This window comes from Klebsiella sp. ZJOU C1 (assembly GCF_035620215.1).
Classification (GTDB): domain Bacteria; phylum Pseudomonadota; class Gammaproteobacteria; order Enterobacterales; family Enterobacteriaceae; genus Klebsiella; species Klebsiella variicola.
In genome coordinates this window covers 84,537-106,941 of the sequence record NZ_CP141644.1, presented here as the reverse complement: position 1 = coordinate 106,941, position 22,405 = coordinate 84,537, and the positions used below count along the sequence as shown (strand labels likewise).

Sequence of the window (22,405 nt, the reverse complement as noted above, 5' to 3'; positions counted from 1 at the left end):
TATCCTTCTCAGACTTGCGGTTGCGAAAGCGGTTTTACGCGCTTATGAATCAGTCCCACGCTATCCAGGAACCAGTACAGCAATTTCGCCGCCAGCAAGCAGATACCAAAGATCACGAGGAAAAACACCACGCGGGAGCCGAACGAATCCAGACCCTCGCGCGCCAGCACTATCATGTTGAAGATAGCGCCGAAACAGAAACTGTGCAGGATAGCCGCTTTGTAACGATTGCTCTCCCGGTTGCCCAGCTCATACAGCCAGTCGAACCATTTAATAATCAACCCTACCGCCACTGCGCCCAGCGGCACAAACCAGACGCCGCCCATCACCACCAGCGAGCCAATCAGCGTCGGCGAAATCGCCAGCCCCGAATGGTTGTTTAACACCTCCCAGGTGAAGTAGTTGGCGGTATTGAGCACCATCGTCGGACGACCGTGCCACATCCAGCTGGGGATGAAGACGTAGAAATCGCGGATCATCGGCGCCAGCCCCTGGAAATCGATCTTGTCGTAGTTCTGCAGCAGCAGCGCCAGGTTTTCCCACGGTGAGAAGGTGTCGCGCGTGAGATACAGGAAGGTATAAAACGCTTCATCGCCGCTGACGTTCATCCCGTAGCGCTTCAGCGCCAGCCAGAACATGCCGACAATACCCAGCACGCCCGCCGCCGCCAGCATCCACAAGCTGATCCAGCCGCGAATAATACCGATGAACAGAAAGATGGCGAAGGCGATGATGATATTGGCGCGGGTCCCGCCGACAATGGCGTAGGTCAGCAAACCAAAGGCCACGGTACTGACGAGGAAGAAGATCCACGCCTTATAATCCTGGCGCAGAAAATAAACCACCAGCATCGCCGGAATAAAGAAGTAAAAGAAGCGCTTCAACGCCACGCCGGACACTTCAGCAGAAAAAATCTGGCTGTAGGAGTTGAGCTTAAACAGCAGAAAGCCGTTGTGAGCGAAGAAGATGCCGACGCACAGCAGCGCCAGCCCCATCAGTATGCCCCACGCCAGATGGGTTTCCACCCGGTTCATGGTAAACAGCGGGCGATGCGCAACCTCGCGCGAGGCCGGGCGCAACCGCGTTTTATAGGTCACGTAGTAGATCGCGTAGAAGCACACCGCGATCAGCAGCGTCTGCAGCAAAATCTCCGGCGGCGCTACGCTGACGTCAAAGCGGAACACCAGAATACTGGTCAGCGGGAAGCCGAAGAAAAAGGTCAGCAGAAACAACAACGAGAAAAAGACGTTGAAGTTGAAGCGTACCCGACGGAACTCAAACCAGGTGGCGGTGGCGATAAACAGGGTCGACAGCAGCCAGACCACCAGCAGCCCGCTAAATTGCATTAACGTCATGCCTGCCCCTCCGCCGCTAACCGTAGCGCCCGCTGCCAGCCCGTCAGATAGTTCGGCCGGAAGAAGGCGATAGTAGATTTATCCACGCTCGCCAGCTGACGCTGCGCTTCACGCACCACGCTGACGTCCAGCGCGTCGCTGGTGAACAGCACCGGCACATGCTGCTCGGTCATATCCTGCCAGAACGGATTTTCGCGATTGAGCACGCAGGGAATACCCGCCTGAATCAGCAGACACAGGGTGCCGATCCCCTGCTGGCGGGCAAACAGAAAATAGCCCAGATCGCAGCGGCGCAGCAGCGCCAGATAATCATTAAATTCAAGCTTCTCGCTGAGGATCTGCAGATGCGCACGGCTAAACAGCGCCGCCCCCGCCTCGCGAACCTCGTTGATATAGGCGTCGTTATTCGCCGGATAACCCATCGGCACGATGACATTCACCGTATCGCCAAACTGCTGATGGATAGCCTTCAGCGCGGCAATATGTTCATTGCTGCGATCCCCGGAGTTGCCGACCAGAATAGTCAGGGTATCACCGCGCGGGGCGTTATCGGCCAGGGTATTCAGCGCCGGATCCATACGGGTCGGGAAGTAGAGCAGCTCACCCGGCACACGCGGATGGCGGTTAGCGAACCAGCTGAGATCGCCGCGGGTGGCGAAAACGCGCCCTACTCGCCCCTGCGCCATGCGGCGTAGCGGATAGAACAGGCGAAACTTCAGGCTGGCAGAGTTTTCATACAGATCTGCCCCCCAGATATGCCAGTTAAACTGTGACGGGCGGATGCCGCCGCTCAACAGCGCCAGCCACAGCCCGGTATTAAACTGGCCGTGGAAGAAAAAGCGCTGCTGGCGGTTGGCTTTCGCGGTGGCAATCACTGCCTGCGCCAGCGCTTTCTTTCCTGGATAGCAGGTGATGTCCAGTGCCGGATATCCATCACGCACGCTGGCCTCATCACCGACGACCAAAAATCTCCGGGCCTGCGGGTCGGCGGCCAGTTCGTCGTTAAAGAACCGCAGTACGGTCTGGTTATGGTGCGGGATATCCGATCCCAGTACATGTATCAGTGCTGTCATGCCCGTTTACGCCAGAGTAAAAACACGCCACTACAGAGGGCGAAATAAACAATATACGTGGCCATATACGCCTGCGCCGCGCCAATTGCGCCGTGCGCCGGAATAAGCCAGTGTGAGAATGCGGTCAGCAGCGTGAACTGGCTGATTTCCGTCAGAATATAAAAACGTAGCGACGCTTTGGCGATCACCAGATAGCCGTAGACATAGGCGCCGACTTTTAAGACGTCGCCCACCAGCTGCCAGGCGAACAGGTCACGCATCGCGGTAAAGCGATCGGAAAACAGCAGCCAGATGGCAAAATCGCGCAGTAGCCAGACCGTCAGGCTTGCCGCCGCCACCGCCGGCAGAACGAATTTCAGCGATTTGGCAATCTCGCGGGTGATATCCGTTTTGGCGCTCAGCCGCGACAGCGTCGGCAGCAGATAGACGCTAAACGAGGCGGTAATAAACTGCAGGTAAGCATCGGAAATGCTGCTCACCCCCTGCCAAATCCCGACCGCCTCCCAGCCGTAATGCGCCGCCAGCAGATTACGCATCATCACATAGGCCACCGGCAGCGTCACCGAGGTTATGAGCGCCATCAGGGTAAATTTCGATAGCTGTCCCGCCAGACCGTTATCCCAGCGCGGGCGCAGGGCGCTCAGCGGTATATTACCCCGCCGCCAGAGCATGATGCCCGCCGGGATCACCACCAGCGCCGGCACTAACGCCAGCCCCAATAGCGCCCCCTGGTAACCCCCGAAGTAGTAACAGGCATAATAGGCCGCGACGCCAATCAGGCTCCCAGCAATCAGCGAGAAGGCGTTACCCGCCGCATCGCGAAAGCCTTTCATCAGCGCCAGCAGGAAGTTCGCCCAGGCGATCCCCATCTGCACCAGCGCCACCAGGCGTACCAGCCCCTGATAGTGCGTATGGCCGAACAGCCCCTGGCTTATCGGCGCCGCCGCCAGTAAAAACACCAGCGCCAGCAGCGTGGAAAAGCCAAGCACCATAGCCGACGAGGTACCCACCACCTGTTTCAGACGTGGGGGAGCGTCGTGATGCTGAGCCACCAGCTTCGTGACGCCATTAAATATCCCGGCACCCGCCAGCACGCCGAGCACGGTGACCAGCTGCCGGAAGTTACCGGCCTGGCCAACGCCCGCCGGCCCAAACGAGACGGCCAGCAGCTTGACGACCAGCAGACCGGCGCCGATTTTGACCAGCGTCGATGCCGCCGTCCACAGTGAGGCTTTTGCTAACGACATATCAGGAGAAATAGCTCAGCAGCGAGTTAATCACCGTCCGCTGGTTCACCAGAGAGAGATTGTAAAACAGCGGCAGGCGCACCAGGCGCTCGCTCTCCAGGGTGGTGTAGCGGTCTTCACCGTGGAACTCGCCGAAGTGTTCTCCGGCCGGGCAGCTGTGCAACGGAATATAATGGAATACCGCGAGGATCTCCGCCTCTTTCAGCCAGGCGATCAGCCTGCTGCGATCCTCGATATCACGCAGCTTAATGTAGAACATGTGCGCATTTTGCCCACAGTCGGCCGGAACCGTCGGCAGTTCGATACGCCCCGCACGCGCCAGCGGCAGCAGCGCATCGTGATAGTTCTGCCACAGCGCCAGGCGCTGCTGGTTGATCCGCTCCGCCGCTTCCAGCTGCGCCCACAGATAGGCGGCCTGCAGGTCGGACATCAGATAGCTGGAGCCAATGTCCCGCCAGGTATATTTATCCACCAGGCCGCGAAAGAACTGGCTGCGGTTGGTGCCTTTTTCGCGAATAATCTCCGCGCGTTCCACCAGCGTGCGATCGTTGATCAGCGTCGCCCCGCCCTCACCGCCGGCGGTGTAGTTTTTGGTTTCATGGAAGCTGAAGCAGCCGATATGGCCGATGGTGCCCAGCGCGCGCCCCTTGTAGGTAGACATCACCCCCTGCGCGGCGTCTTCCACCACAAACAGGTTGTATTTGTCGGCAATGGCCATGATGGTGTCCATCTCGCAGGCTACGCCGGCATAGTGCACCGGGACAATCGCCCGGGTTTTATCGGTGATGGCGGCTTCGATAAGCGTTTCATCGATATTCATCGTATCGCGGCGGATATCAACGAAGACGATTTTCGCCCCACGCAGCACAAAGGCGTTGGCGGTAGAGACAAAGGTATAGCTGGGCATAATCACTTCGTCGCCCGGCTGGATATCCAGCAGCAGCGCGGCCATCTCCAGCGAAGCCGTGCAGGAAGGCGTCAGCAGCGCTTTTGCCGTGCCAAATCGCTGCTCCATCCACTGCTGGCAGCGGCGCGTAAAACCGCCGTCGCCGCACAGCTTGCCGCTGTTCATCGCAGACTGCATGTAATCAAGCTCGGTTCCAACCACCGGCGGCGCGTTAAATGGGATCATGGGGTCACCTGTATAGCCAGTAGGCGGTGCTTTCCACGTTAGCACCGCTGAGAATATAACGTTTAAGCGCGGCGGTGTTGCCCATCTGGGTCGCCACCCGCAGTGTAGAAAGTCCGCGCGAGGCAGCCCAGTACTGCGCCGCCTGCATCAGTTGCGCCCCGGCGCCGCGCCCGGCCAGCAGGCCGATACGCGCTTCGGTCGCAGTGATCTGCCGCAGGGAGACAAAGGCGCGGATATCCCCCTCAGGATGGCGGTAAATCAGACATTGATGATCGAAGGTGCCACGCACCGCATTTTCAATCCACTGGGCATAGAAGCGGCCGCTGGCATCGGCAGCGTACCAGGGCGCGCGAAAGCGGCTCATGGCAAAGGCCTGCGCCGCCAGCTCGCGCAGCGGCGCAATATCCGCTTCCACGGCAACGTCGGCGCCCGCATCAGCAGGGTTGCCCACCGGTAGCGCCAGATCGACTTCGCCTTCCACCAGCTGAAAACCCAGCTGCTGTAGCGCGTCCAGCCGGACGGTGTCGCTGGCGGCCACCTTCGCCTGCACCCGCGACCACCCCGCCAGCGCCTCAGGCGTCAGCCGCGGCGCACGTTCATCAAAGTGAACGATGGCGCTGTTAACAGCAAAGAAGCGGTTCTCCCACTCCAGGGGATCAATACTGGCGCGGACGGGCACGGAGCAGATCCAGCAGGTATTGGCCGTAGCCGGTTTTTTCCAGCCGCTTCGCGGCGCGTTTGACGCCATCATCGTCCAGCCAGCCGTTACGCCAGCCGATCTCTTCCAGACAGGCGATTTTAAAGCCCTGGCGCTTCTCGACGGTCTGCACGAACATGCTGGCCTCGATCAGGCTATCGTGCGTGCCGGTGTCCAGCCAGGCAAAACCGCGCCCGAGGAGCTCGACGGTCAATGCGCCATCCTCAAGGTACATCTGGTTGATGGAGGTGATTTCCAGCTCGCCGCGCTCGGACGGCTTGACCCGTTTGGCATACTCCGTCACCTTGCCATCGTAGAAATAGAGACCGGTGACCGCCCAGTTCGACTTCGGCTGCTTCGGCTTCTCTTCCAGCGACAGCGCGCGGAAGTTGTCATCAAACTCCACCACGCCAAAGCGCTCAGGATCCATCACCTGATAGCCAAAAATCGTCGCCCCTTCCGTGCGAGCAGCCACGCTGCGCAGCTTCGGGCTAAAGCTCTGGCCGAAGAAAATATTGTCGCCTAGCACCAGACATGCCGGTTCGCCGTTAAGAAAGGCTTCGCCGATGATGAACGCCTGGGCTAAACCATCCGGCGTCGGCTGTACGGCATAGTGCAGCGCAATGCCAAACTCTGAGCCATCGCCGAGCAGGCGCTGGAAATCACGTAGGTCGTCCGGCGTGGTGATGATCAGGATCTCACGTATCCCGGCCAGCATTAATACCGACAGCGGGTAGTAGATCATCGGCTTGTCGTAGATCGGCAACAACTGCTTCGATACGCCGCGGGTGATGGGATGCAGTCGCGTTCCGGAACCGCCCGCCAGAATAATACCTTTCATCATTCCCCCCAGAGATGATTAGCCTTGCAGCCCAAGACGCTCGCCCTGATAGCTTCCATCCTGAACCTGGCGCCACCAGCTCTCGTTCGCCAGATACCACGCCACGGTCTTACGCATACCGGAAGTAAAGGTCTCTGCCGGCGTCCAGCCCAGCTCGCGGGCAATCTTCGAGGCATCAATGGCATAGCGCAGATCGTGGCCCGGACGATCGGCTACGAAGGTGATCAGATCGTGATAGTGCACCACGCTTTGCGGTTTATGCGGCGCCAGCTCTTCCAGCAGCTGACAAATGGTTTCCACCACCTCGATATTTTTACGTTCGTTATGACCGCCGATATTGTAAGTTTCGCCCGGTTCGCCGCGGGTCGCCACCAGATACAGCGCTCTGGCGTGATCTTCCACGTACAGCCAGTCGCGGATCTGCTGCCCATTGCCATACACCGGCAGCGGCTTGCCCGCCAGCGCATTGAGGATCGTCAGCGGGATCAGCTTCTCGGGGAAGTGATACGGGCCGTAGTTATTGGAGCAATTGGTGATAAGCGTCGGCAGGCCATAGGTCCGCAGCCAGGCGCGCACCAGGTGGTCGCTGCTGGCTTTCGAGGCCGAATAGGGGCTGCTTGGCGCATAGGGCGTGGTCTCGGTAAAGAAATCCTCGCTGCCGTGCAGATCGCCATACACTTCGTCGGTCGAGATATGGTGAAAACGGAACGCCGATTTTTTCTCCGTGGCCAGGGTATTCCACCAGCTGCGGGCCGCCTCCAGTAGCGTATAGGTGCCTACGATATTGGTTTCGATAAACGCCGCCGGGCCGTCAATCGAACGATCGACGTGGCTTTCCGCCGCCAGGTGCATCACCGTATCGGGTTGATGCTGACGGAAAATACGGTCCAGCTCGCCGCGGTCGCAGATATCCACCTGTTCAAAGGCGAAACGCGCATCCTGCGCCACTGGCGCCAGCGACATTAAATTGCCGGCATAGGTCAGTTTATCCACCACCACTACGCGATCGGCGGTGTGCTGGATAATCTCCCGCACCACCGCCGAACCAATAAAGCCCGCGCCGCCGGTGACCAGAATGGTTCTCACCGCCACACTCCTTTGGTGTCGATGATATACGCCTGGGTGACGCTATCGCCGCTAACGGCTTTAAATTCATTATGATCGACCAGCATCACCAGCACATCGGCGCTGGCCAGCGCCGCATCGAGGGTCGCCAGCGTACACAGTCCATCGAGTTTCTTCGGCAGCGCGTGAATGTTGGGCTCAACCACCTGCGTCGTGCCGCTGTGCCAGCGGGCAATCTGCGCGGCAATTTCCATCGCCGGGCTTTCGCGCAGGTCGTCAATATTCGGTTTAAAAGCGAGGCCAAAACAGGCGATCGTCAGTTCGCTGGCCCGTTTGTTGGTGGCATTCAGGCAGTCCGCGACCTGCGCTTTCACCTGTTCGATAACCCATTCCGGCTTATGGTCGTTGACCTCGCGAGCGGTGCGGATCAGACGCGCCTGCTGCGGGTTTTGCGCCACGATAAACCACGGGTCGACGGCGATGCAGTGGCCGCCGACGCCCGGGCCCGGCTGCAGGATATTGACGCGCGGATGGCGGTTTGCCAGGCGGATCAGCTCCCAGACGTTAATGCCCTGGTCGGCGCAAATCAGCGACAGTTCGTTGGCAAAGGCGATGTTGACGTCGCGGAAGCTGTTTTCCGTCAGCTTACACATCTCGGCGGTGCGCGAGTTGGTCACCACGCATTCGCCTTCGAGGAAGATTTTATACAGCTCGCTGGCGCGCGCCGAGCAGACCGGCGACATGCCGCCGATAACGCGATCGTTTTTAATCAGCTCGACCATCACCTGACCGGGCAATACCCGCTCCGGGCAGTAGGCGATATTCACGTCAGCGGCGTCGCCCGCCTGCTGAGGGAAGCTGAGATCCGGGCGCATCTCCGCCAGCCAGCCGGCCATCTGCTCAGTCGAACCCACCGGCGAGGTGGACTCCAGGATCACCAGTGACCCTTTCTTTAACGTCGGCGCAATGGATTTAGCGGCCGACTCGACAAACACCATATCCGGCTCGTGGCGATCTTTAAACGGCGTCGGCACGGCAATCAGGTAGGCATCCGCCTCCACCGGGGTGGTGGTGGCGCTTAAATAACCCTGTTCGACCGCGGTCTTCACCACGCTCGCCAGATCCGGCTCCACGATATGAATCTCTCCACGGTTAATGGTCTCCACGGCATGTTGATTAACATCAACGCCGACCACCCGCTTCTGCCGGGAGGCGAACGCGGCAGCGGTTGGCAGCCCGATATAGCCAAGGCCAATCACTGAAATGGTAGAAAAACTCATAACGTTACCTGATTATTTTTAAGTGCAGACAAAATTCGACGACATGCTTCACCATCGCCATAGGGATTATGCGCGCGGCTCATCGCCTGGTATGCGGCATCATCCTGCAGCAGTCGCGTGACTTCCGCCACGATGCGCTGGCTGTCGGTGCCGACCAGGCACACGGTGCCAGCGGCCACCGCTTCCGGACGTTCGGTCATATCGCGCATGACCAGTACCGGTTTCCCGAGAGAAGGGGCCTCTTCCTGAATGCCGCCGGAATCGGTCAGGATCAGCCAGGCCCGATCCATCAGCCAGACGAACGGCAGGTAGTCCTGCGGTTCAATCAACATCACATTGTCAATATGACCGAGAATACGATTCACCGGCTCGCTGACGTTAGGATTCAGGTGAACCGGATAGACAATCTGCACCTCAGGGTGGGTATGGGCTATTTCCGCCAGCGCCTGGCAGATCTGTTCAAAGCCGAGCCCAAAGCTTTCCCGCCGGTGGCCGGTAACCAGAATCATCTTTTTACCGTGGCTGATGAAAGGATAGCGCTGCAGCAGGGTCTCCCGTAGCGCTTCATCACCCAGAACCCGATCCCGCACCCAGAACAGGGCGTCAATGACCGTATTCCCGGTGACCGTGATGCGACTGTCGGCAATATTTTCCCGTAGCAGGTTCTGCCGCGAGGTTTCCGTGGGGGCGAAATGGTATGTCGCCAGATGGCCGGTCAACGTACGGTTGCCTTCTTCCGGCCACGGCGAACTTAAATCGCCAGTGCGCAGGCCGGCCTCTACGTGGCCCACCGGTATCCGCTGATAAAACGCCGCCAGGCTCGCCGCCATGGTGGTCGTGGTATCGCCATGCACCAGCACCACGTCGGGTTTAAACGACTCCAGCACCGGCTTCAGCCCCTCAAGGATGCGACAGGTGATCTCGGTCAGCCCCTGCCCCGGCTTCATGATGTTGAGATCGTAGTCCGGGACAATAGAGAAAAGTTTCAACACCTGATCGAGCATCTCCCGATGCTGCGCGGTCACGCATACTTTCGCCTCAAAATGAGGATCCTTTGCCAGCGCATGGACCAGAGGCGCCATCTTGATGGCTTCCGGCCTCGTGCCAAATACAGTTAGTACTTTCACATCGATTCTCTTCGATTAGGCGATGAAGGTCATCTGCCCTTCACCACAGGCCGCAATCACAGGACACGACGACGTGATAACGCCACGCCTGCGCCGATGAGCGCACCCACAATCCCCCACATCACCATCAGAAATACACGGCGCGGGCTATCGCGTTTTACAGGTTCTTCCGGCGTCCGCAAATACCGGTAAGTCTGAAAACGCGGATCTAACGTTGGACCGACGTTCAACGTGCTCAGCATGGCGCGGTTCTGGTCGTAATCGAGGTCATATTCCGGCCCGACGGCCTGCAGGTTTTCCAGCCTGGCCTGCAGCATCGGCCTGCCCAATAAAAATAGCTCTGAATCCGGCAACTGATCGGCAGGAACATCCGTTTCGCTGCGTGAAATATTGTGCTGCTGGGCCACCTTCAGCGCCTGCTCCACGCTGTGCGTCCGACGGTTGAAGATGGCCTCGGCCACCTCTTCCTGGCGCTTCACCTGCGCTTTCATTTGCACGGTCCGCGCCGCCCAGGCGCCTTTGAGTTCGTCATTAAGATGGCCTGCCGCCCGCTGGCTGGCGAAAGCCACATACTGACGCAACAGATTATTGGCATCCTGCCCGGTCTCGGCGGTCAGTTTGACGCTGTCGTTAATGCTCTTGGCCGCATCGCCTGGCATAAACTGGATATTGTTAATCAGGTCATCCAGCATCGCCGCATCCGCGCGGGCATTACCCGACTGACGCTGCTTGTAGTAGTCCGTTTGTAGCCAGAAATCGCGCCGGGTATCCCAGGAGGCCAGCTGCATGATGAACTCTTTATACGCTTCATCCATGGCGGAAGGCTGATCGACCGAGGCAAGGTCGGCTTTAATGTCCAGATTGCGTAAGAACTGCTGCTGGGAATAGTACCCCCCCAACATATTGACAGTAGGCCGATCGGTGATCGCCGTGGCGCTCCACTCCTGGCGAGCAAAAAAGGTATATACCAGCACGATGGCGGCGAAGAGTACGGCGCCGCCGACTATCCAGCCTTTTCCTGCCCATAAAGCGCGAAACAGCCCGCGAATATCCAGCTCGTTCTCAACGTTCACTGCTTGTGCTCCCGGTAATGGTTGAGTCATCACATCCCCAGCTTTACTTGGTTAGTTTCGGATTATTGCCGCTGTGTCGCCGAATTCTGCGTCTGATGCGCTTAACCAGGCGCGCCACTTTCCAGGCGCGCTTAATACAGTAGCCATAAAGGAAGAAGGCTACCAAAAAGAGAATTAACATCACCCATTCCGGCACAATGCGGGTGTATTCCGCCGCGACGCCAACCAGCGCCAGCAGGGCGGCGGCCAGGGTAATCAGGACGAACGCCTGACGGGAAGTAAAGCCGGCGCGCATGATCAAATGATGAATATGCTGACGGTCCGGAGAGAAAGGACTCATGCCTTTGCGCAGGCGGCGATACATAATCGCCACCATGTCCATCAACGGGATAGCGATAATCCACAGCGCGGTCACCGGGCTAATGGGATGTGTTTTACCTTGCGTGGTTTCCAGCAGGATCCAGATAATGGTGAAGCCAATCATCGTGCTGCCGGCGTCACCCATAAAGACTTTATAGCGGCGGCCGAGGGCGCCAAGATTGAGAAGAATATAGGGCAGAATGGCGGCGATCATCGCGAAACACCACATCGCCAGGCTGTACTGACCATCAAACCAGAGGATGATCCCAGTCGCCGCAAAGGAGACCGATGACAGACCGCCGAGCAGGCCGTCGATCCCGTCGACCATGTTAAACGCATTGATGGCAGCCCACACGGCAAACAGCGTCAGGAAGAAGCCGAAAGGCCCCAGCACCAGCTCCCACGAGCCAAAAATAAAGCCGAGACTACTCAGATGCAGATTCCCTGCCATCATCATAATCACGGCGATCGCAGCCTGTATGACTGCGCGAATTTTCACGCTGATATCGAAGCGATCGTCAAGCGCGCCAACCAGCACCAATACCCCCGCGCAGGCCAGATACAGCGAGGCGTGAGGAATATAATAATCGGCGATGGCGAAAGTAAAACAGATGCCTGCATAAACTGAGATACCACCGACCAACGGAATCAACCCCTGATGCCGTTTGCGATAGTTTGGTTTATCCACCAACCCGATCTTTTTTGCCACTTTCCGCGCGACAAAAATAAAGAGGGTCGTGAATAAGAAAATACTGATTAATTCAGTAATAGCAGTGAGTAAATTCACAACGCATGTGCTCTCAGCATAGTTAATCCGGGAAGTATAGCGATGATGCCCCAACTCCAGAAGGGGAAAAGCAGAACATTACAAATTTATTGTATAGATTTTAGTCTGTTAAAGCTGTCTCCGCCTGCTATCCGGCGCCATTATACGACAACTTTCGTCCCGCTTTCTCTGTCTCTGGATCATACAAACCCAAAAATGAAAACGCCACGCAAAGGCGTGGCGTTTTTGGCTTTTTTTACCTTACGAGCGCTTCATCATATCGAAGAAGTCATCATTCGTCTTGGTCATCGCCAGCTTGTTAATGAGGAATTCCATTGCATCGATCTCACCCATCGGATGAATAATTTTGCGCAGGATCCACATTTTCTGCAGCTCTTCCTGAGTGGTGAGCAGTTCTTCTTTACGGGTACCGGAACGGTTGTAATCGATAGCCGGGAAGACGCGTTTTTCGGCAATCTTACGAGAGAGGTGCAGCTCCATGTTACCGGTGCCTTTAAACTCTTCGTAGATCACTTCGTCCATTTTGGAGCCGGTGTCAATCAGCGCCGTGGCGATGATGGTCAGGCTGCCGCCCTCTTCGACGTTACGTGCCGCACCGAAGAAACGCTTCGGACGGTGCAGGGCGTTGGCGTCCACACCACCGGTCAGGACTTTACCAGAAGCCGGTACCACGGTGTTGTAGGCTCGCGCCAGACGAGTAATGGAGTCGAGCAGGATGATAACGTCTTTCTTGTGTTCAACCAGACGTTTTGCTTTCTCGATAACCATCTCGGCAACCTGCACGTGGCGGGATGCCGGCTCGTCAAAGGTGGAAGCAACCACTTCACCTTTCACCAGACGCTGCATCTCGGTCACTTCTTCCGGACGTTCGTCGATCAGCAGCACCATCAGCACGCAGTCCGGGTGGTTGTAAGCGATGCTCTGCGCGATGTTCTGCAGCAGCATCGTTTTACCGGCTTTCGGCGGCGCGACAATCAGACCACGCTGGCCGCGGCCAATCGGGGAGGCCAGATCCAGTACGCGAGCGGTTAAGTCTTCGGTAGAACCGTTACCACGTTCCATACGCAGGCGAGAATTCGCGTGCAGCGGCGTTAAGTTCTCGAACAGGATCTTGTTACGCGCGTTTTCCGGCTTGTCGTAGTTAACTTCGTTAACTTTCAACAGTGCAAAGTAACGCTCACCCTCTTTCGGAGGACGAATCTTACCGGAAATGGTGTCACCAGTGCGAAGGTTGAAACGGCGGATTTGGCTGGGGGATACGTAGATGTCGTCAGGGCCGGCGAGGTAGGAGCTGTCTGCGGAGCGGAGGAATCCAAATCCATCCTGCAGTATCTCCAGTACGCCGTCGCCAAAGATATCTTCGCCACTCTTCGAATGCTGCTTGAGGATGGCAAAAATAATATCCTGCTTACGCATACGAGCCAGGTTTTCCAGCCCCATATTTTCGCCGAGAGTAATCAGCTCAGAAACCGGCGTATTCTTTAATTCGGTAAGATTCATAGTGGTGTGGGTTCTTAAACTCGGGGTAAATCTCGAACTTAATGTTGTGAATGGTATGGCAGGAACATCCATGCCTGTTAGCGGCTTCATCTCGTGTCTGTACGTTGCCTGGTCACAGGAAAGAACGCAGAACTGAAACGACAAGACGGAATGAGTGATAAGCCCGGAATTATTAGCCTCACGCGCATCGTCTGCGGGACGCTTTGGGTAAAACAAGATTCAAACAATAGGTATGTTTAAAACGAAGTCTGTGGATTAACTTAGCACGACTCCTGCCGGGCGTCCAGAGTTCCGCAAAAAATAGGAATCTGGACGCCGGACCAGCAATTCGCTTACGCCAGGTTGGCGTCGAGGAACTCTTTCAGCTGACCCTTGGACAGTGCGCCAACTTTAGTGGCCGCCACTTCGCCGTTTTTGAACAGCAGCAGGGTTGGGATACCGCGAATGCCGTATTTCGGCGCGGTGCCCGGGTTCTGGTCGATGTTCAGCTTAGCTACGGTCAGTTTGCCCTGATACTCTTCAGCGATCTCATCCAGAATCGGGGCGATCATTTTGCACGGACCACACCACTCTGCCCAGAAATCGACGAGGGTCAGCCCGTCAGCCTTGAGTACGTCCGTGTCAAAACTGTCGTCAGTCAGGTGAATAATTTTATCGCTCATATTTAACTCCACAGGAATAAGCCTGGTGTGTTGGTGTCGTAGCCATCAACGACGTGCTGCGGCTACGTTATGCACGCTATTCTTCAGGATACCTCAATTCTCTGGGCTGCCAACTGGCGCAATCCATCATGGACTCGCCTGTTGACGCCAGGGTGCCCGAACGCGAACTGCATGCTGCAGATTTATCGCTCCCGACTCGCTTAGTAGTCTAAGCTATCCTGGATTCGTTCAGTTACCGTAGACGTACCTTGAATAATTTCGTACACCGCCAACGAAAGGTTGACGTTATTTCACCGGATACGCTTTCTTAATGCAATAGTTAGCTGATATTCTACCACACTATGAGCAAAACACATTTAACAGAACAGAAGTTTTCCGACTTCGCCCTGCACCCGGCAGTCATTGAAGCCCTTGAAAAGAAAGGGTTTCATAATTGCACACCCATTCAGGCCCTCGCCCTTCCGCTGACGCTGGAAGGCCGCGATGTCGCCGGGCAGGCGCAAACCGGTACCGGTAAAACGATGGCGTTCCTGACGTCAACGTTTCATTATCTTCTCTCTCACCCGGCTATCGCCGATCGCCAGGTTAACCAACCGCGCGCGCTAATTATGGCACCAACGCGTGAACTGGCGGTACAGATCCACGCGGATGCTGAACCGCTGGCGCAGGCCACCGGTCTGAAGCTGGGTCTGGCTTACGGCGGCGACGGCTACGACAAGCAGCTGAAAGTGCTGGAAAGCGGTGTCGATATTCTGATCGGTACCACTGGTCGTCTGATCGATTACGCGAAACAGAACCACATTAACCTCGGCGCCATTCAGGTCGTCGTACTGGACGAAGCCGATCGCATGTACGATCTCGGCTTTATTAAAGATATCCGCTGGCTGTTCCGCCGCATGCCGCCGGCGACGCAGCGCCTGAACATGCTGTTCTCCGCGACTCTTTCTTATCGCGTTCGCGAACTGGCGTTCGAGCAGATGAACAACGCCGAATATGTCGAAGTGGAACCGGAACAGAAAACGGGCCACCGTATTAAAGAAGAGCTGTTCTACCCTTCCAACGAAGAAAAAATGCGCCTGCTGCAGACGCTGCTGGAAGAAGAGTGGCCCGATCGCGCCATCATCTTCGCCAACACCAAGCACCGTTGTGAAGATATCTGGGGTCATCTCGCCGCTGACGGCCATCGTGTAGGTCTGCTGACCGGCGACGTGGCGCAGAAAAAGCGTCTGCGTATTCTCGACGAATTTACTCGTGGCGATCTCGATATTCTGGTCGCAACTGACGTTGCTGCGCGCGGCTTACATATTCCGGCTGTGACCCACGTCTTTAACTACGATCTGCCGGACGACTGCGAAGATTACGTTCACCGCATCGGCCGCACCGGCCGCGCTGGCGCCAGCGGCAACTCTATCAGCCTCGCCTGCGAAGAGTACGCGCTGAACCTGCCGGCAATCGAAACCTATATTGGTCACTCGATCCCGGTCAGTAAGTACAACCCGGACGCGCTGATGACCGACCTGCCTAAGCCGCTGCGTCTGACCCGTGCGCGCCCAGGCAACGGCCCGCGCCGCAACGGTCCACCGCGCAATCGTCGTCGTTCAGGTTAAGAAATCTATGCCATACGCTCAATCATTCAGAATCAGCCAGGGCGACCTTCCTCTGGCAACCCGCTCAGTGATGTGGACCGGGCCTAAGCGCTCCGCCAACCAGGGAGCCTTCTGAACGATGAAGAGTATGAGCTCCACCTCGCTGTATGCCGCCATTGATTTGGGTTCCAACAGTTTCCATATGTTGGTGGTGCGCGAGGTGGCGGGCAGCATCCAGACGCTGAGCCGTATTAAGCGTAAGGTTCGTCTGGCCGCCGGTCTGAATAGCGACAACACGCTCTCCGCGGAAGCGATGGAGCGCGGCTGGCAGTGCTTACGCCTGTTTGCCGAACGCCTGCAGGATATTCCGCCGACGCAAATCCGCGTCGTGGCCACCGCCACGCTACGTCTTGCCGTCAATGCAGAGGAGTTTCTGGCGAAAGCGCAAGAGATCCTCGGCACGCCAGTGCAGGTGATCAGCGGCGAAGAAGAAGCGCGCCTGATTTACCAGGGTGTCGCCCACACCACCGGCGGCGCCGATCAGCGTCTGGTGGTCGATATCGGCGGCGCCAGCACCGAGCTGGTGACCGGCACCGGCGCGCAAACGACCTCGCTGTTCAGTCTGTCGATGGGCTGTGTGACCTGGCTTGAACGCTATTTTGCCGACCGTAGCCTGACGAAAGAGAATTTCGATCTCGCCGAAGCGGCCGCGCGCGAGGTGTTATTACCCATCGCCGATGTGCTGCGCTATCACGGATGGAAAGTGTGCGTCGGCGCTTCCGGCACCGTTCAGGCGCTGCAGGAAATTATGATGGCGCAGGGGATGGATGAACGCATCACCCTCGCCAAACTCCAGCAGCTTAAACAGCGCGCCATCCAGTGCGGACGTCTGGAAGAGCTGGAGATCGAAGGCTTAACCCTTGAGCGGGCGCTGGTGTTCCCGAGCGGGCTGGCGATCCTGATCGCTATCTTCAGCGAACTGAATATTCAGTGTATGACCCTGGCAGGCGGCGCGTTACGCGAAGGTCTGGTGTACGGCATGCTGCATCTCTCTGTCGAACAGGACATCCGCAGCCGCACCCTGCGCAATATTCAGCGCCGTTTTATGATCGACACCGAGCAGGCCCAGCGCGTCGCCAGTCTGGCCAGCCATCTGCTCAGTCAGCTGGATGGCAGCTGGGAGCTGGACCCGCTGAGCCGTGATTTACTCCTCAGCGCCTGCTCGCTGCATGAAATTGGGCTGAGTGTGGATTTCAAGCGCGCGCCGCAGCACGCGGCTTATCTGGTCAATAACCTCGACCTGCCCGGCTTTACCCCGGCGCAGAAGAAGTTGATTGCCACGCTGCTCCTGAATCAGACCAACGCCATCGACCTGTCTTCGCTTCATCAGCAGAATGCGGTCCCGCCGCGAGTGGCCGAACATCTGTGTCGCCTGCTGCGACTGGCGATCCTGTTTGCCAGCCGGCGGCGCGACGATTTGTTGCCGGCGATTCAGTTGGCCGCTCACGACGACCAGTTAACGCTGACGCTGCCGGAGAACTGGCTGGCTGAACATCCGCTTGGCCGGGAAATGGTCGATCAGGAGTGTCAATGGCAAAGCTACGTCCACTGGACGCTACGGGTCACCAGCGGCGATACGCCAAGATAATATCCAGCCAGGAGGGCGGATGCGGGAAGAACTGGATTTCAAATCGCTACGCTTTTTCTCCGCGCTCTACCGGCTAGGCAATGTCTCCCCGGCGGCTGACGCGCTGAATATCAGCCAACCCACCGGCAGCCTTTTGCTGAAAAAACTACGGGATCATTTTGCTGACCCGTTGTTTGTCCGGGTGGGACAGCGGATGATGCCGACGCCGCGAGCGGACGCGATCGCCCCGACTGTATTTACCCTTCTCCAGCTTGCCGATAACGATTTAGCCGTCAAACCTGAATTTCTTCCCCAGCAGAGCCAGCGTAACTTCACGATCGGAATGACCGATATCAGTCAAATGACGCTGCTGCCTTTGCTGCAAATTGCGCTCCAGCAGCAGGCGGCGGACGGGATCACCTTTACGGTACAGAATCTGGATGAGCAGACCCTCAACGCCCTCGAATCCGGGAAGTGTGATCTCGCGATCGGCTATCTGACGCAGCTTCCGGATAGCGTCTACCAGCAGCATCTCTTCGATCAATCGTATGTCTGCCTCGCGGCGGAAAATCATCCACGTATTCGAACCCAGCTTCGTGCCGAAGACTGGCGGCAGGAAAAGCATCTGGCGATCCGCGTGGAGGGGACTGCCCACGGCGATATGGATAAGCGGCTTGATGAGCACAGTATGCCCCGGCGGATCGCGCTGACATTACCGAGCTTTTTAGGTACCGGCGAGCTGGTGGCCGAAAGCGATATGATTGCCGTCGTCCCGGAACAGGTGGCGCGGCATATCACCCGCCGCTATCCCTGCCGCAGCTGGCCGCTACCTTTTCCTCTCGCCAGGATCGCCATTCGTCAGGTCTGGCATCAGCGGCTGCATCGCGATCCCGGGCATATCTGGCTACGTTCGCTGATCGCCGCACTTGCCGATCCCGCTCAGCAGAGCGGATCTATTACGATCTAAACCGCGAAATATACCGCTGTATTAGTTTTACTGATAATCCCTATTACGTTTGGTTTATTGCTGGCAATACGTGAAAGCTTTTATTCTCCTTGCATCAAGCCATACTAACAAATATCGCAAGGAATATATCATGCGCGGAAAAATCGCTTTAGAAGAGCACGTCTCCACTCCTGAAAATAACCGTCTGTGGGATTCAACCGGTGAAGCCGGCCGTAACGGTACAGAATATATGAAAGACGTTGAACGTCGCCTGCTGGATCGCAGTATTCAGCTGGAAGAAATGGCGCAGCGTCATATTGACCACGTCATTCTTTCTCTAACTTCACCTGGCGCGCAATCTATTTTAGATAAAGCCAAAGCGGTCTCTTTTGCTCGTGATACTAACGATTTTATCGTCGAGAATTATGTGAAGCCAAATCCGGATAAATTTAGCGCTTTCGCCACCCTGGCCTTGCAAAACCCGGAAGCCGCGGCGGAAGAGCTGGAGCGCGCCGTGAAGAAACTAGGCATGAAAGGCGCACTGATCAACGGCTATACCAACGTTAAAGATAGCGAGCATGGCCTGTATCTTGATGACGAATCGATGTTGGTCTTCTGGGATAAGGTCAACGAGCTGAACGTACCGGTGTACCTGCATCCTCGCGAACCGCTGGAAGGCCCGGCGCGCGGCATCTATACCGGTTACGAAAGCCTGATCGGCTCCGCGTGGGGCTTTGCGCAGGAAACGGCAGTGCATGCTATCCGTCTGATGATGAGTGGTTTGTTCGATCGTTATCCTAACCTCAATCTGGTACTGGGCCACCTCGGCGAAGGGCTGGTTCATATGCTGCCGCGTACTCAGCACCGCCTCTATCGTCAGCGTTTCGGCTGCGGTCTGGGTAAAGCGGAAAAACCGTTAATGCACTACCTGCAGAATAACTTCATTGTTACCACCAGCGGCCATTTTAATACCCATTCGCTGAATAATGCCATTGAAGTCATGGGCGCCGATCGTGTGATGTTCTCTGTCGATTATCCGTATGAAGATATTCATCAGGCTTGTGACTGGTTTGATCCGTTAGAACTTGAAGCGGGCCTGAAAGATAAAATTGCCTGGGGCAATGCCAGCCGCGTCTTTAACATTCAATAATATTAAAGACAGACTTCAGGGCCTGAATATTCAGGCCCTGTTTTTATTAGGGAGAATAAATGATGGCAATAGGTATATTTGTCTGTAGCGGCTCGCTTCTCGTCGGTGCGCTGGCCGGCGCCTCGCTAAATCGCTTTATTCCGGAACACTTCAAGAAAACCTTGCCGCTAATTGCCGGTCTGATCTCCATCAGCATGGGCATCCACTTTGTCAATAAATTGCATAATCTGCCACCCATTGCCCTGGCCATTATTGTCGGCACGATTATCGGCGGTCTGCTGAATATTGAAAAATGGATTGAGCGGGCCGGGACAACGCTACGCACGCCCATTGAGCGCATTTTCCCGGCGCAGGCCAGCGCCAGCGTGAGTGCGGAAGATTTTATGAATCAGTTTATCGCCGTGCTGATCCTGTTCTGCGCCAGCGGCACCGGCATCTTCGGTGCTTTAACCGAAGGGATGACCGGCGACCCGACCATTCTGCTGACCAAGTCGATACTCGACTTTTTCACTGCCGCGATTTTCGCCTCTACGCTGGGGTATATCATCACCGTGATCTTTATTCCCCAGCTGATTGTCTTCATTATCCTGTTTTTCGCGGCAACCTTTATCATGGCGCTGATCAATCCGGCGATGATCGCCGACTTCACCGCCTGCGGCGGCATCATTATGCTGGCGACTGGTTTTCGTCTGTGCGGGATCCGCGCCTTCCCCACCGCCAATATGCTGCCCTCACTGCTGCTGGTAATGCCCTTCTCCGCCGCCTGGCAGCAGTTTGTCGCCTGAGGCGTTAGCCTTTTTTCGCCTTCGCCAGCATCGCTTTAATATTCGCGACGTTGGCCTGGCCTTTATGCATACGTTCTTCCGCAGAGATAACTTTTCGCTCCTGCTCCCATATCAGATCGTCCTGCGGGAGCTCGAGCAGGAAACGGCTTGGCTCCGGGCGCACCAGCTCACCATACTGTCGGCGTTCCTTACAGAGCGTAAAGGTCAGCTCTTTTTGCGCACGGGTGATGCCGACGTAGGCTAACCGGCGCTCTTCATCGACGTTATCTTCATCGATGCTGCTCTGGTGCGGCAGCAATCCCTCTTCCATTCCCACCAGGTAAACATACGGGAACTCCAGCCCTTTTGAGGCATGGAGGGTCATAAGCTGCACCTGATCGAGCTCTTCATCCGATTCGCCGCGCTCCATCATGTCCCGCAGGGTAAAGCGGGTGACCACCTGCGTTAGGGTCATCGGCTCATCGATTTCGCTGCCTTCCAGCATCTCGGTCATCCAGGTAAACAGCTGGTTGACGTTTTTCATTCGCATTTCCGCGGCTTTCGGGCTGGGCGAGGTTTCATACAGCCAGGATTCGTAGTCGATCCCGCGAATCAAATCGCGCACGGCGGCAACGGGCTCGCGTTCGGTCAGCTGCTGAATTTCCCGCAGCCAGTGGGTAAAGCGCGTGAGGGATTCGTAGCCGCGCCCGGTCAGCGTCTGGCTTAACCCCATGTCAAAGCTGGCGGTGAATAAGCCTTTATTGCGGCTCATCGCCCACTCACCCAGCTTTTGCAGCGTCGCCGGGCCGATCTCGCGTTTCGGCGTGTTGACGATACGCAGGAAGGCGCTATCGTCATCCGGGTTGGTCAGCACGCGCAGATAGGCCAGCAGGTCTTTAATTTCCGGACGCGAGAAGAACGACGTGCCGCCGGAGATTTTGTACGGGATGCGGTTCTGCATCAGCATCTTTTCAAAGACCCGCGACTGGTGGTTGCCGCGGTAAAGGATCGCGTAGTCTTTGTAGTTGGTTTTATTAATAAAGTGGTGGGCGATCAGTTCCCCGGCCACGCGCTCCGCTTCATGATCTTCATTGTTGGCGGAGAGTACTTTCAGCTCGGTACCGTAGCCAAGTTCTGAGAACAGCCGCTTTTCAAAGACGTGCGGGTTATTAGCGATCAAAATGTTAGCGGCTTTCAGAATACGCCCGGAGGAGCGGTAGTTCTGTTCAAGCTTGATCACCTGCAACGCCGGGAAGTCCTGGCTGAGCAGCACCAGGTTCTGCGGCCGCGCGCCACGCCACGAGTAGATCGACTGGTCATCGTCCCCCACCACGGTAAAACGCGCGCGCTGCCCCACCAGTAATTTCACCAGTTCATACTGGCTGGTGTTGGTATCCTGATACTCATCCACCAGCAGGTAACGGATCTTGTTCTGCCAGCGTTCGCGCACCTCTTCATTACGCTGCAGCAGCAGCGTCGGCAACAGGATCAGATCGTCAAAATCGAGGACGTTGCAGGCCTTCATGTGCGCATCGTACAGCCCATAGCAGTGGGCGAAAATGCGGTCCCGTTCGCCTTTCGCGCCAGCCGCCGCCTGCGCCGGGGTTTTCAGATCGTTTTTCCAGTTGGAGATCGTCGAGATCAGCTGCTGCAACACCACTTTGTCATCTTCGATCAACCCTTCGGTGAGCTCTTTCAGCAGCGCGACCTGGTCAGTATCATCGAACAAGGAAAAGTTAGACTTCATTCCCAGCGCGGCGTATTCACGTTTGATGATATCCAGGCCCAGGGTGTGGAAGGTGGAGATCATCAGCCCGCGCGCCTCTTTGCGCCCCAGCGTTTGCCCGACGCGCTCTTTCATTTCGCGCGCGGCCTTGTTGGTGAAGGTGACGGCCGCGATATGGCGCGCCTGATAGCCGCAGCCGCGGATCAGGTGGGCGATTTTATTCGTAATAACGCGGGTCTTACCGGAACCGGCGCCCGCCAGCACCAGGCACGGTCCGGTAACGAATTCGACGGCTTGTTGTTGGCCAGGGTTTAAACGCATGGGAATATTGCTCAATCTTCGAACGGGGTGTGGATTGTAGCAGAAAGCGAGGCCGAGATTTACCGGCTGATGGTAAAGTGTCAGCC

Annotated in this window: 20 protein-coding genes; 5 read left to right on the top strand and 15 right to left on the bottom strand. The window is 56.8% G+C overall.

Annotated elements, in window-relative coordinates:
* Nucleotides 1-8: 8 nt before the first annotated feature.
* From wzyE to trxA, 14 genes are all read right to left on the bottom strand, one after another.
* Nucleotides 9-1,355 (bottom strand): ECA oligosaccharide polymerase, encoded by a 1,347-nt coding sequence (gene wzyE / locus SPE70_RS00505; RefSeq protein ID WP_004886822.1) that lies wholly within the window; start codon nt 1,353-1,355, stop codon nt 9-11.
* The gene (locus SPE70_RS00500) at nt 1,352-2,428 is read right to left on the bottom strand and encodes a TDP-N-acetylfucosamine:lipid II N-acetylfucosaminyltransferase (protein ID WP_008807960.1); all 1,077 of its coding nucleotides are present in this window, start codon (nt 2,426-2,428) and stop codon (nt 1,352-1,354) included. Before SPE70_RS00500 ends, wzyE begins: the two co-directional genes overlap by 4 nt.
* Entirely contained in the window at nt 2,425-3,675 is a 1,251-nt protein-coding gene (gene wzxE / locus SPE70_RS00495; RefSeq protein ID WP_064170676.1) for a lipid III flippase WzxE, read from the bottom strand. Before wzxE ends, SPE70_RS00500 begins: the two co-directional genes overlap by 4 nt.
* A gap of 1 nt (nt 3,676) precedes the next feature.
* Nucleotides 3,677-4,807, bottom strand: a complete 1,131-nt coding sequence (gene rffA / locus SPE70_RS00490) for a dTDP-4-amino-4,6-dideoxygalactose transaminase (protein WP_022065886.1) — start codon at nt 4,805-4,807, stop codon at nt 3,677-3,679.
* Between the two features lie 4 nt (nt 4,808-4,811).
* Nucleotides 4,812-5,486, bottom strand: coding sequence for a dTDP-4-amino-4,6-dideoxy-D-galactose acyltransferase (gene rffC / locus SPE70_RS00485; RefSeq protein ID WP_032732160.1), 675 nt, complete (start codon nt 5,484-5,486; stop codon nt 4,812-4,814).
* Nucleotides 5,464-6,345, bottom strand: coding sequence for a glucose-1-phosphate thymidylyltransferase RfbA (rfbA, locus tag SPE70_RS00480; RefSeq protein WP_002883307.1), 882 nt, complete (start codon nt 6,343-6,345; stop codon nt 5,464-5,466). Before rfbA ends, rffC begins: the two co-directional genes overlap by 23 nt.
* An 18-nt stretch (nt 6,346-6,363) precedes the next feature.
* Entirely contained in the window at nt 6,364-7,431 is a 1,068-nt protein-coding gene (gene rffG, locus SPE70_RS00475; protein ID WP_012969200.1) for a dTDP-glucose 4,6-dehydratase, read from the bottom strand.
* The gene (gene wecC, locus SPE70_RS00470) at nt 7,428-8,690 is read right to left on the bottom strand and encodes a UDP-N-acetyl-D-mannosamine dehydrogenase (protein ID WP_008807965.1); all 1,263 of its coding nucleotides are present in this window, start codon (nt 8,688-8,690) and stop codon (nt 7,428-7,430) included. The genes rffG and wecC overlap by 4 nt, the downstream gene beginning before the upstream one ends.
* The gene (gene wecB / locus SPE70_RS00465) at nt 8,687-9,817 is read right to left on the bottom strand and encodes a non-hydrolyzing UDP-N-acetylglucosamine 2-epimerase (RefSeq protein ID WP_008807966.1); all 1,131 of its coding nucleotides are present in this window, start codon (nt 9,815-9,817) and stop codon (nt 8,687-8,689) included. The genes wecC and wecB overlap by 4 nt, the downstream gene beginning before the upstream one ends.
* 56 nt (nt 9,818-9,873) lie before the next feature.
* Nucleotides 9,874-10,920, bottom strand: a complete 1,047-nt coding sequence (gene wzzE, locus SPE70_RS00460; protein ID WP_002883296.1) for an ECA polysaccharide chain length modulation protein — start codon at nt 10,918-10,920, stop codon at nt 9,874-9,876.
* A 13-nt stretch (nt 10,921-10,933) separates the two neighbouring features.
* A complete protein-coding gene (wecA, locus tag SPE70_RS00455; protein ID WP_004886849.1) occupies nt 10,934-12,037 on the bottom strand; it encodes a UDP-N-acetylglucosamine--undecaprenyl-phosphate N-acetylglucosaminephosphotransferase in 1,104 nt (367 codons plus the stop codon).
* A 240-nt stretch (nt 12,038-12,277) separates the two neighbouring features.
* Complete coding sequence (gene rho / locus SPE70_RS00450; protein ID WP_002883293.1) at nt 12,278-13,537, bottom strand: transcription termination factor Rho; 1,260 nt, start codon at nt 13,535-13,537, stop codon at nt 12,278-12,280.
* An 86-nt stretch (nt 13,538-13,623) separates the two neighbouring features.
* Nucleotides 13,624-13,725 carry a rho operon leader peptide gene (locus SPE70_RS26350; RefSeq protein WP_049245627.1) on the bottom strand — a complete coding sequence of 34 codons (102 nt, stop codon included), beginning with the start codon at nt 13,723-13,725 and terminating at the stop codon, nt 13,624-13,626.
* Nucleotides 13,726-13,869: 144 nt separating this feature from the next.
* A complete protein-coding gene (gene trxA / locus SPE70_RS00445) occupies nt 13,870-14,199 on the bottom strand; it encodes a thioredoxin TrxA (protein ID WP_002883224.1) in 330 nt (109 codons plus the stop codon).
* Nucleotides 14,200-14,540: 341 nt separating this feature from the next.
* Here trxA and rhlB point away from each other — a divergent pair, with 341 nt between their 5' ends.
* The 5 genes from rhlB to SPE70_RS00420 all read left to right on the top strand — a co-directional run bounded on the left by rhlB (nt 14,541) and on the right by SPE70_RS00420 (nt 20,293).
* Nucleotides 14,541-15,806, top strand: coding sequence for an ATP-dependent RNA helicase RhlB (gene rhlB / locus SPE70_RS00440; RefSeq protein WP_008807968.1), 1,266 nt, complete (start codon nt 14,541-14,543; stop codon nt 15,804-15,806).
* A gap of 118 nt (nt 15,807-15,924) precedes the next feature.
* On the top strand, nt 15,925-17,433 hold the full coding sequence (gppA, locus tag SPE70_RS00435) for a guanosine-5'-triphosphate,3'-diphosphate diphosphatase (RefSeq protein WP_012969202.1): 1,509 nt from the start codon (nt 15,925-15,927) through the stop codon (nt 17,431-17,433).
* A 19-nt stretch (nt 17,434-17,452) separates the two neighbouring features.
* Nucleotides 17,453-18,379: a LysR family transcriptional regulator gene (locus SPE70_RS00430; RefSeq protein WP_032736939.1), complete on the top strand. Its 927-nt coding sequence runs from the start codon at nt 17,453-17,455 to the stop codon at nt 18,377-18,379.
* A 130-nt stretch (nt 18,380-18,509) separates the two neighbouring features.
* Nucleotides 18,510-19,508 (top strand): amidohydrolase family protein, encoded by a 999-nt coding sequence (locus tag SPE70_RS00425; RefSeq protein WP_008807971.1) that lies wholly within the window; start codon nt 18,510-18,512, stop codon nt 19,506-19,508.
* A gap of 62 nt (nt 19,509-19,570) precedes the next feature.
* Entirely contained in the window at nt 19,571-20,293 is a 723-nt protein-coding gene (locus SPE70_RS00420; protein ID WP_012969205.1) for a DUF554 domain-containing protein, read from the top strand.
* A 4-nt stretch (nt 20,294-20,297) separates the two neighbouring features.
* Here SPE70_RS00420 and rep read toward each other — a convergent pair whose 3' ends face one another.
* Nucleotides 20,298-22,319: a DNA helicase Rep gene (gene rep / locus SPE70_RS00415; RefSeq protein ID WP_012543251.1), complete on the bottom strand. Its 2,022-nt coding sequence runs from the start codon at nt 22,317-22,319 to the stop codon at nt 20,298-20,300.
* Between the last annotated feature and the right edge of the window lie 86 nt (nt 22,320-22,405).

What these genes read in the sequence shown, in the direction of transcription:
- wzyE (WP_004886822.1), bottom strand. Translation starts at nt 1,355, where the DNA reads ATGACGTTAATGCAATTTAGCGGGCTGCTGGTGGTCTGGCTGCTGTCG.
- SPE70_RS00500 (WP_008807960.1), bottom strand. Translation starts at nt 2,428, where the DNA reads ATGACAGCACTGATACATGTACTGGGATCGGATATCCCGCACCATAAC.
- wzxE (WP_064170676.1), bottom strand. Translation starts at nt 3,675, where the DNA reads ATGTCGTTAGCAAAAGCCTCACTGTGGACGGCGGCATCGACGCTGGTC.
- rffA (WP_022065886.1), bottom strand. Translation starts at nt 4,807, where the DNA reads ATGATCCCATTTAACGCGCCGCCGGTGGTTGGAACCGAGCTTGATTAC.
- rfbA (WP_002883307.1), bottom strand. Translation starts at nt 6,345, where the DNA reads ATGAAAGGTATTATTCTGGCGGGCGGTTCCGGAACGCGACTGCATCCC.
- wecC (WP_008807965.1), bottom strand. Translation starts at nt 8,690, where the DNA reads ATGAGTTTTTCTACCATTTCAGTGATTGGCCTTGGCTATATCGGGCTG.
- wzzE (WP_002883296.1), bottom strand. Translation starts at nt 10,920, where the DNA reads ATGACTCAACCATTACCGGGAGCACAAGCAGTGAACGTTGAGAACGAG.
- rho (WP_002883293.1), bottom strand. Translation starts at nt 13,537, where the DNA reads ATGAATCTTACCGAATTAAAGAATACGCCGGTTTCTGAGCTGATTACT.
- SPE70_RS26350 (WP_049245627.1), bottom strand. Translation starts at nt 13,725, where the DNA reads ATGCGCGTGAGGCTAATAATTCCGGGCTTATCACTCATTCCGTCTTGT.
- trxA (WP_002883224.1), bottom strand. Translation starts at nt 14,199, where the DNA reads ATGAGCGATAAAATTATTCACCTGACTGACGACAGTTTTGACACGGAC.
- rhlB (WP_008807968.1), top strand. Translation starts at nt 14,541, where the DNA reads ATGAGCAAAACACATTTAACAGAACAGAAGTTTTCCGACTTCGCCCTG.
- gppA (WP_012969202.1), top strand. Translation starts at nt 15,925, where the DNA reads ATGAAGAGTATGAGCTCCACCTCGCTGTATGCCGCCATTGATTTGGGT.
- SPE70_RS00430 (WP_032736939.1), top strand. Translation starts at nt 17,453, where the DNA reads ATGCGGGAAGAACTGGATTTCAAATCGCTACGCTTTTTCTCCGCGCTC.
- SPE70_RS00425 (WP_008807971.1), top strand. Translation starts at nt 18,510, where the DNA reads ATGCGCGGAAAAATCGCTTTAGAAGAGCACGTCTCCACTCCTGAAAAT.
- SPE70_RS00420 (WP_012969205.1), top strand. Translation starts at nt 19,571, where the DNA reads ATGGCAATAGGTATATTTGTCTGTAGCGGCTCGCTTCTCGTCGGTGCG.
- rep (WP_012543251.1), bottom strand. Translation starts at nt 22,319, where the DNA reads ATGCGTTTAAACCCTGGCCAACAACAAGCCGTCGAATTCGTTACCGGA.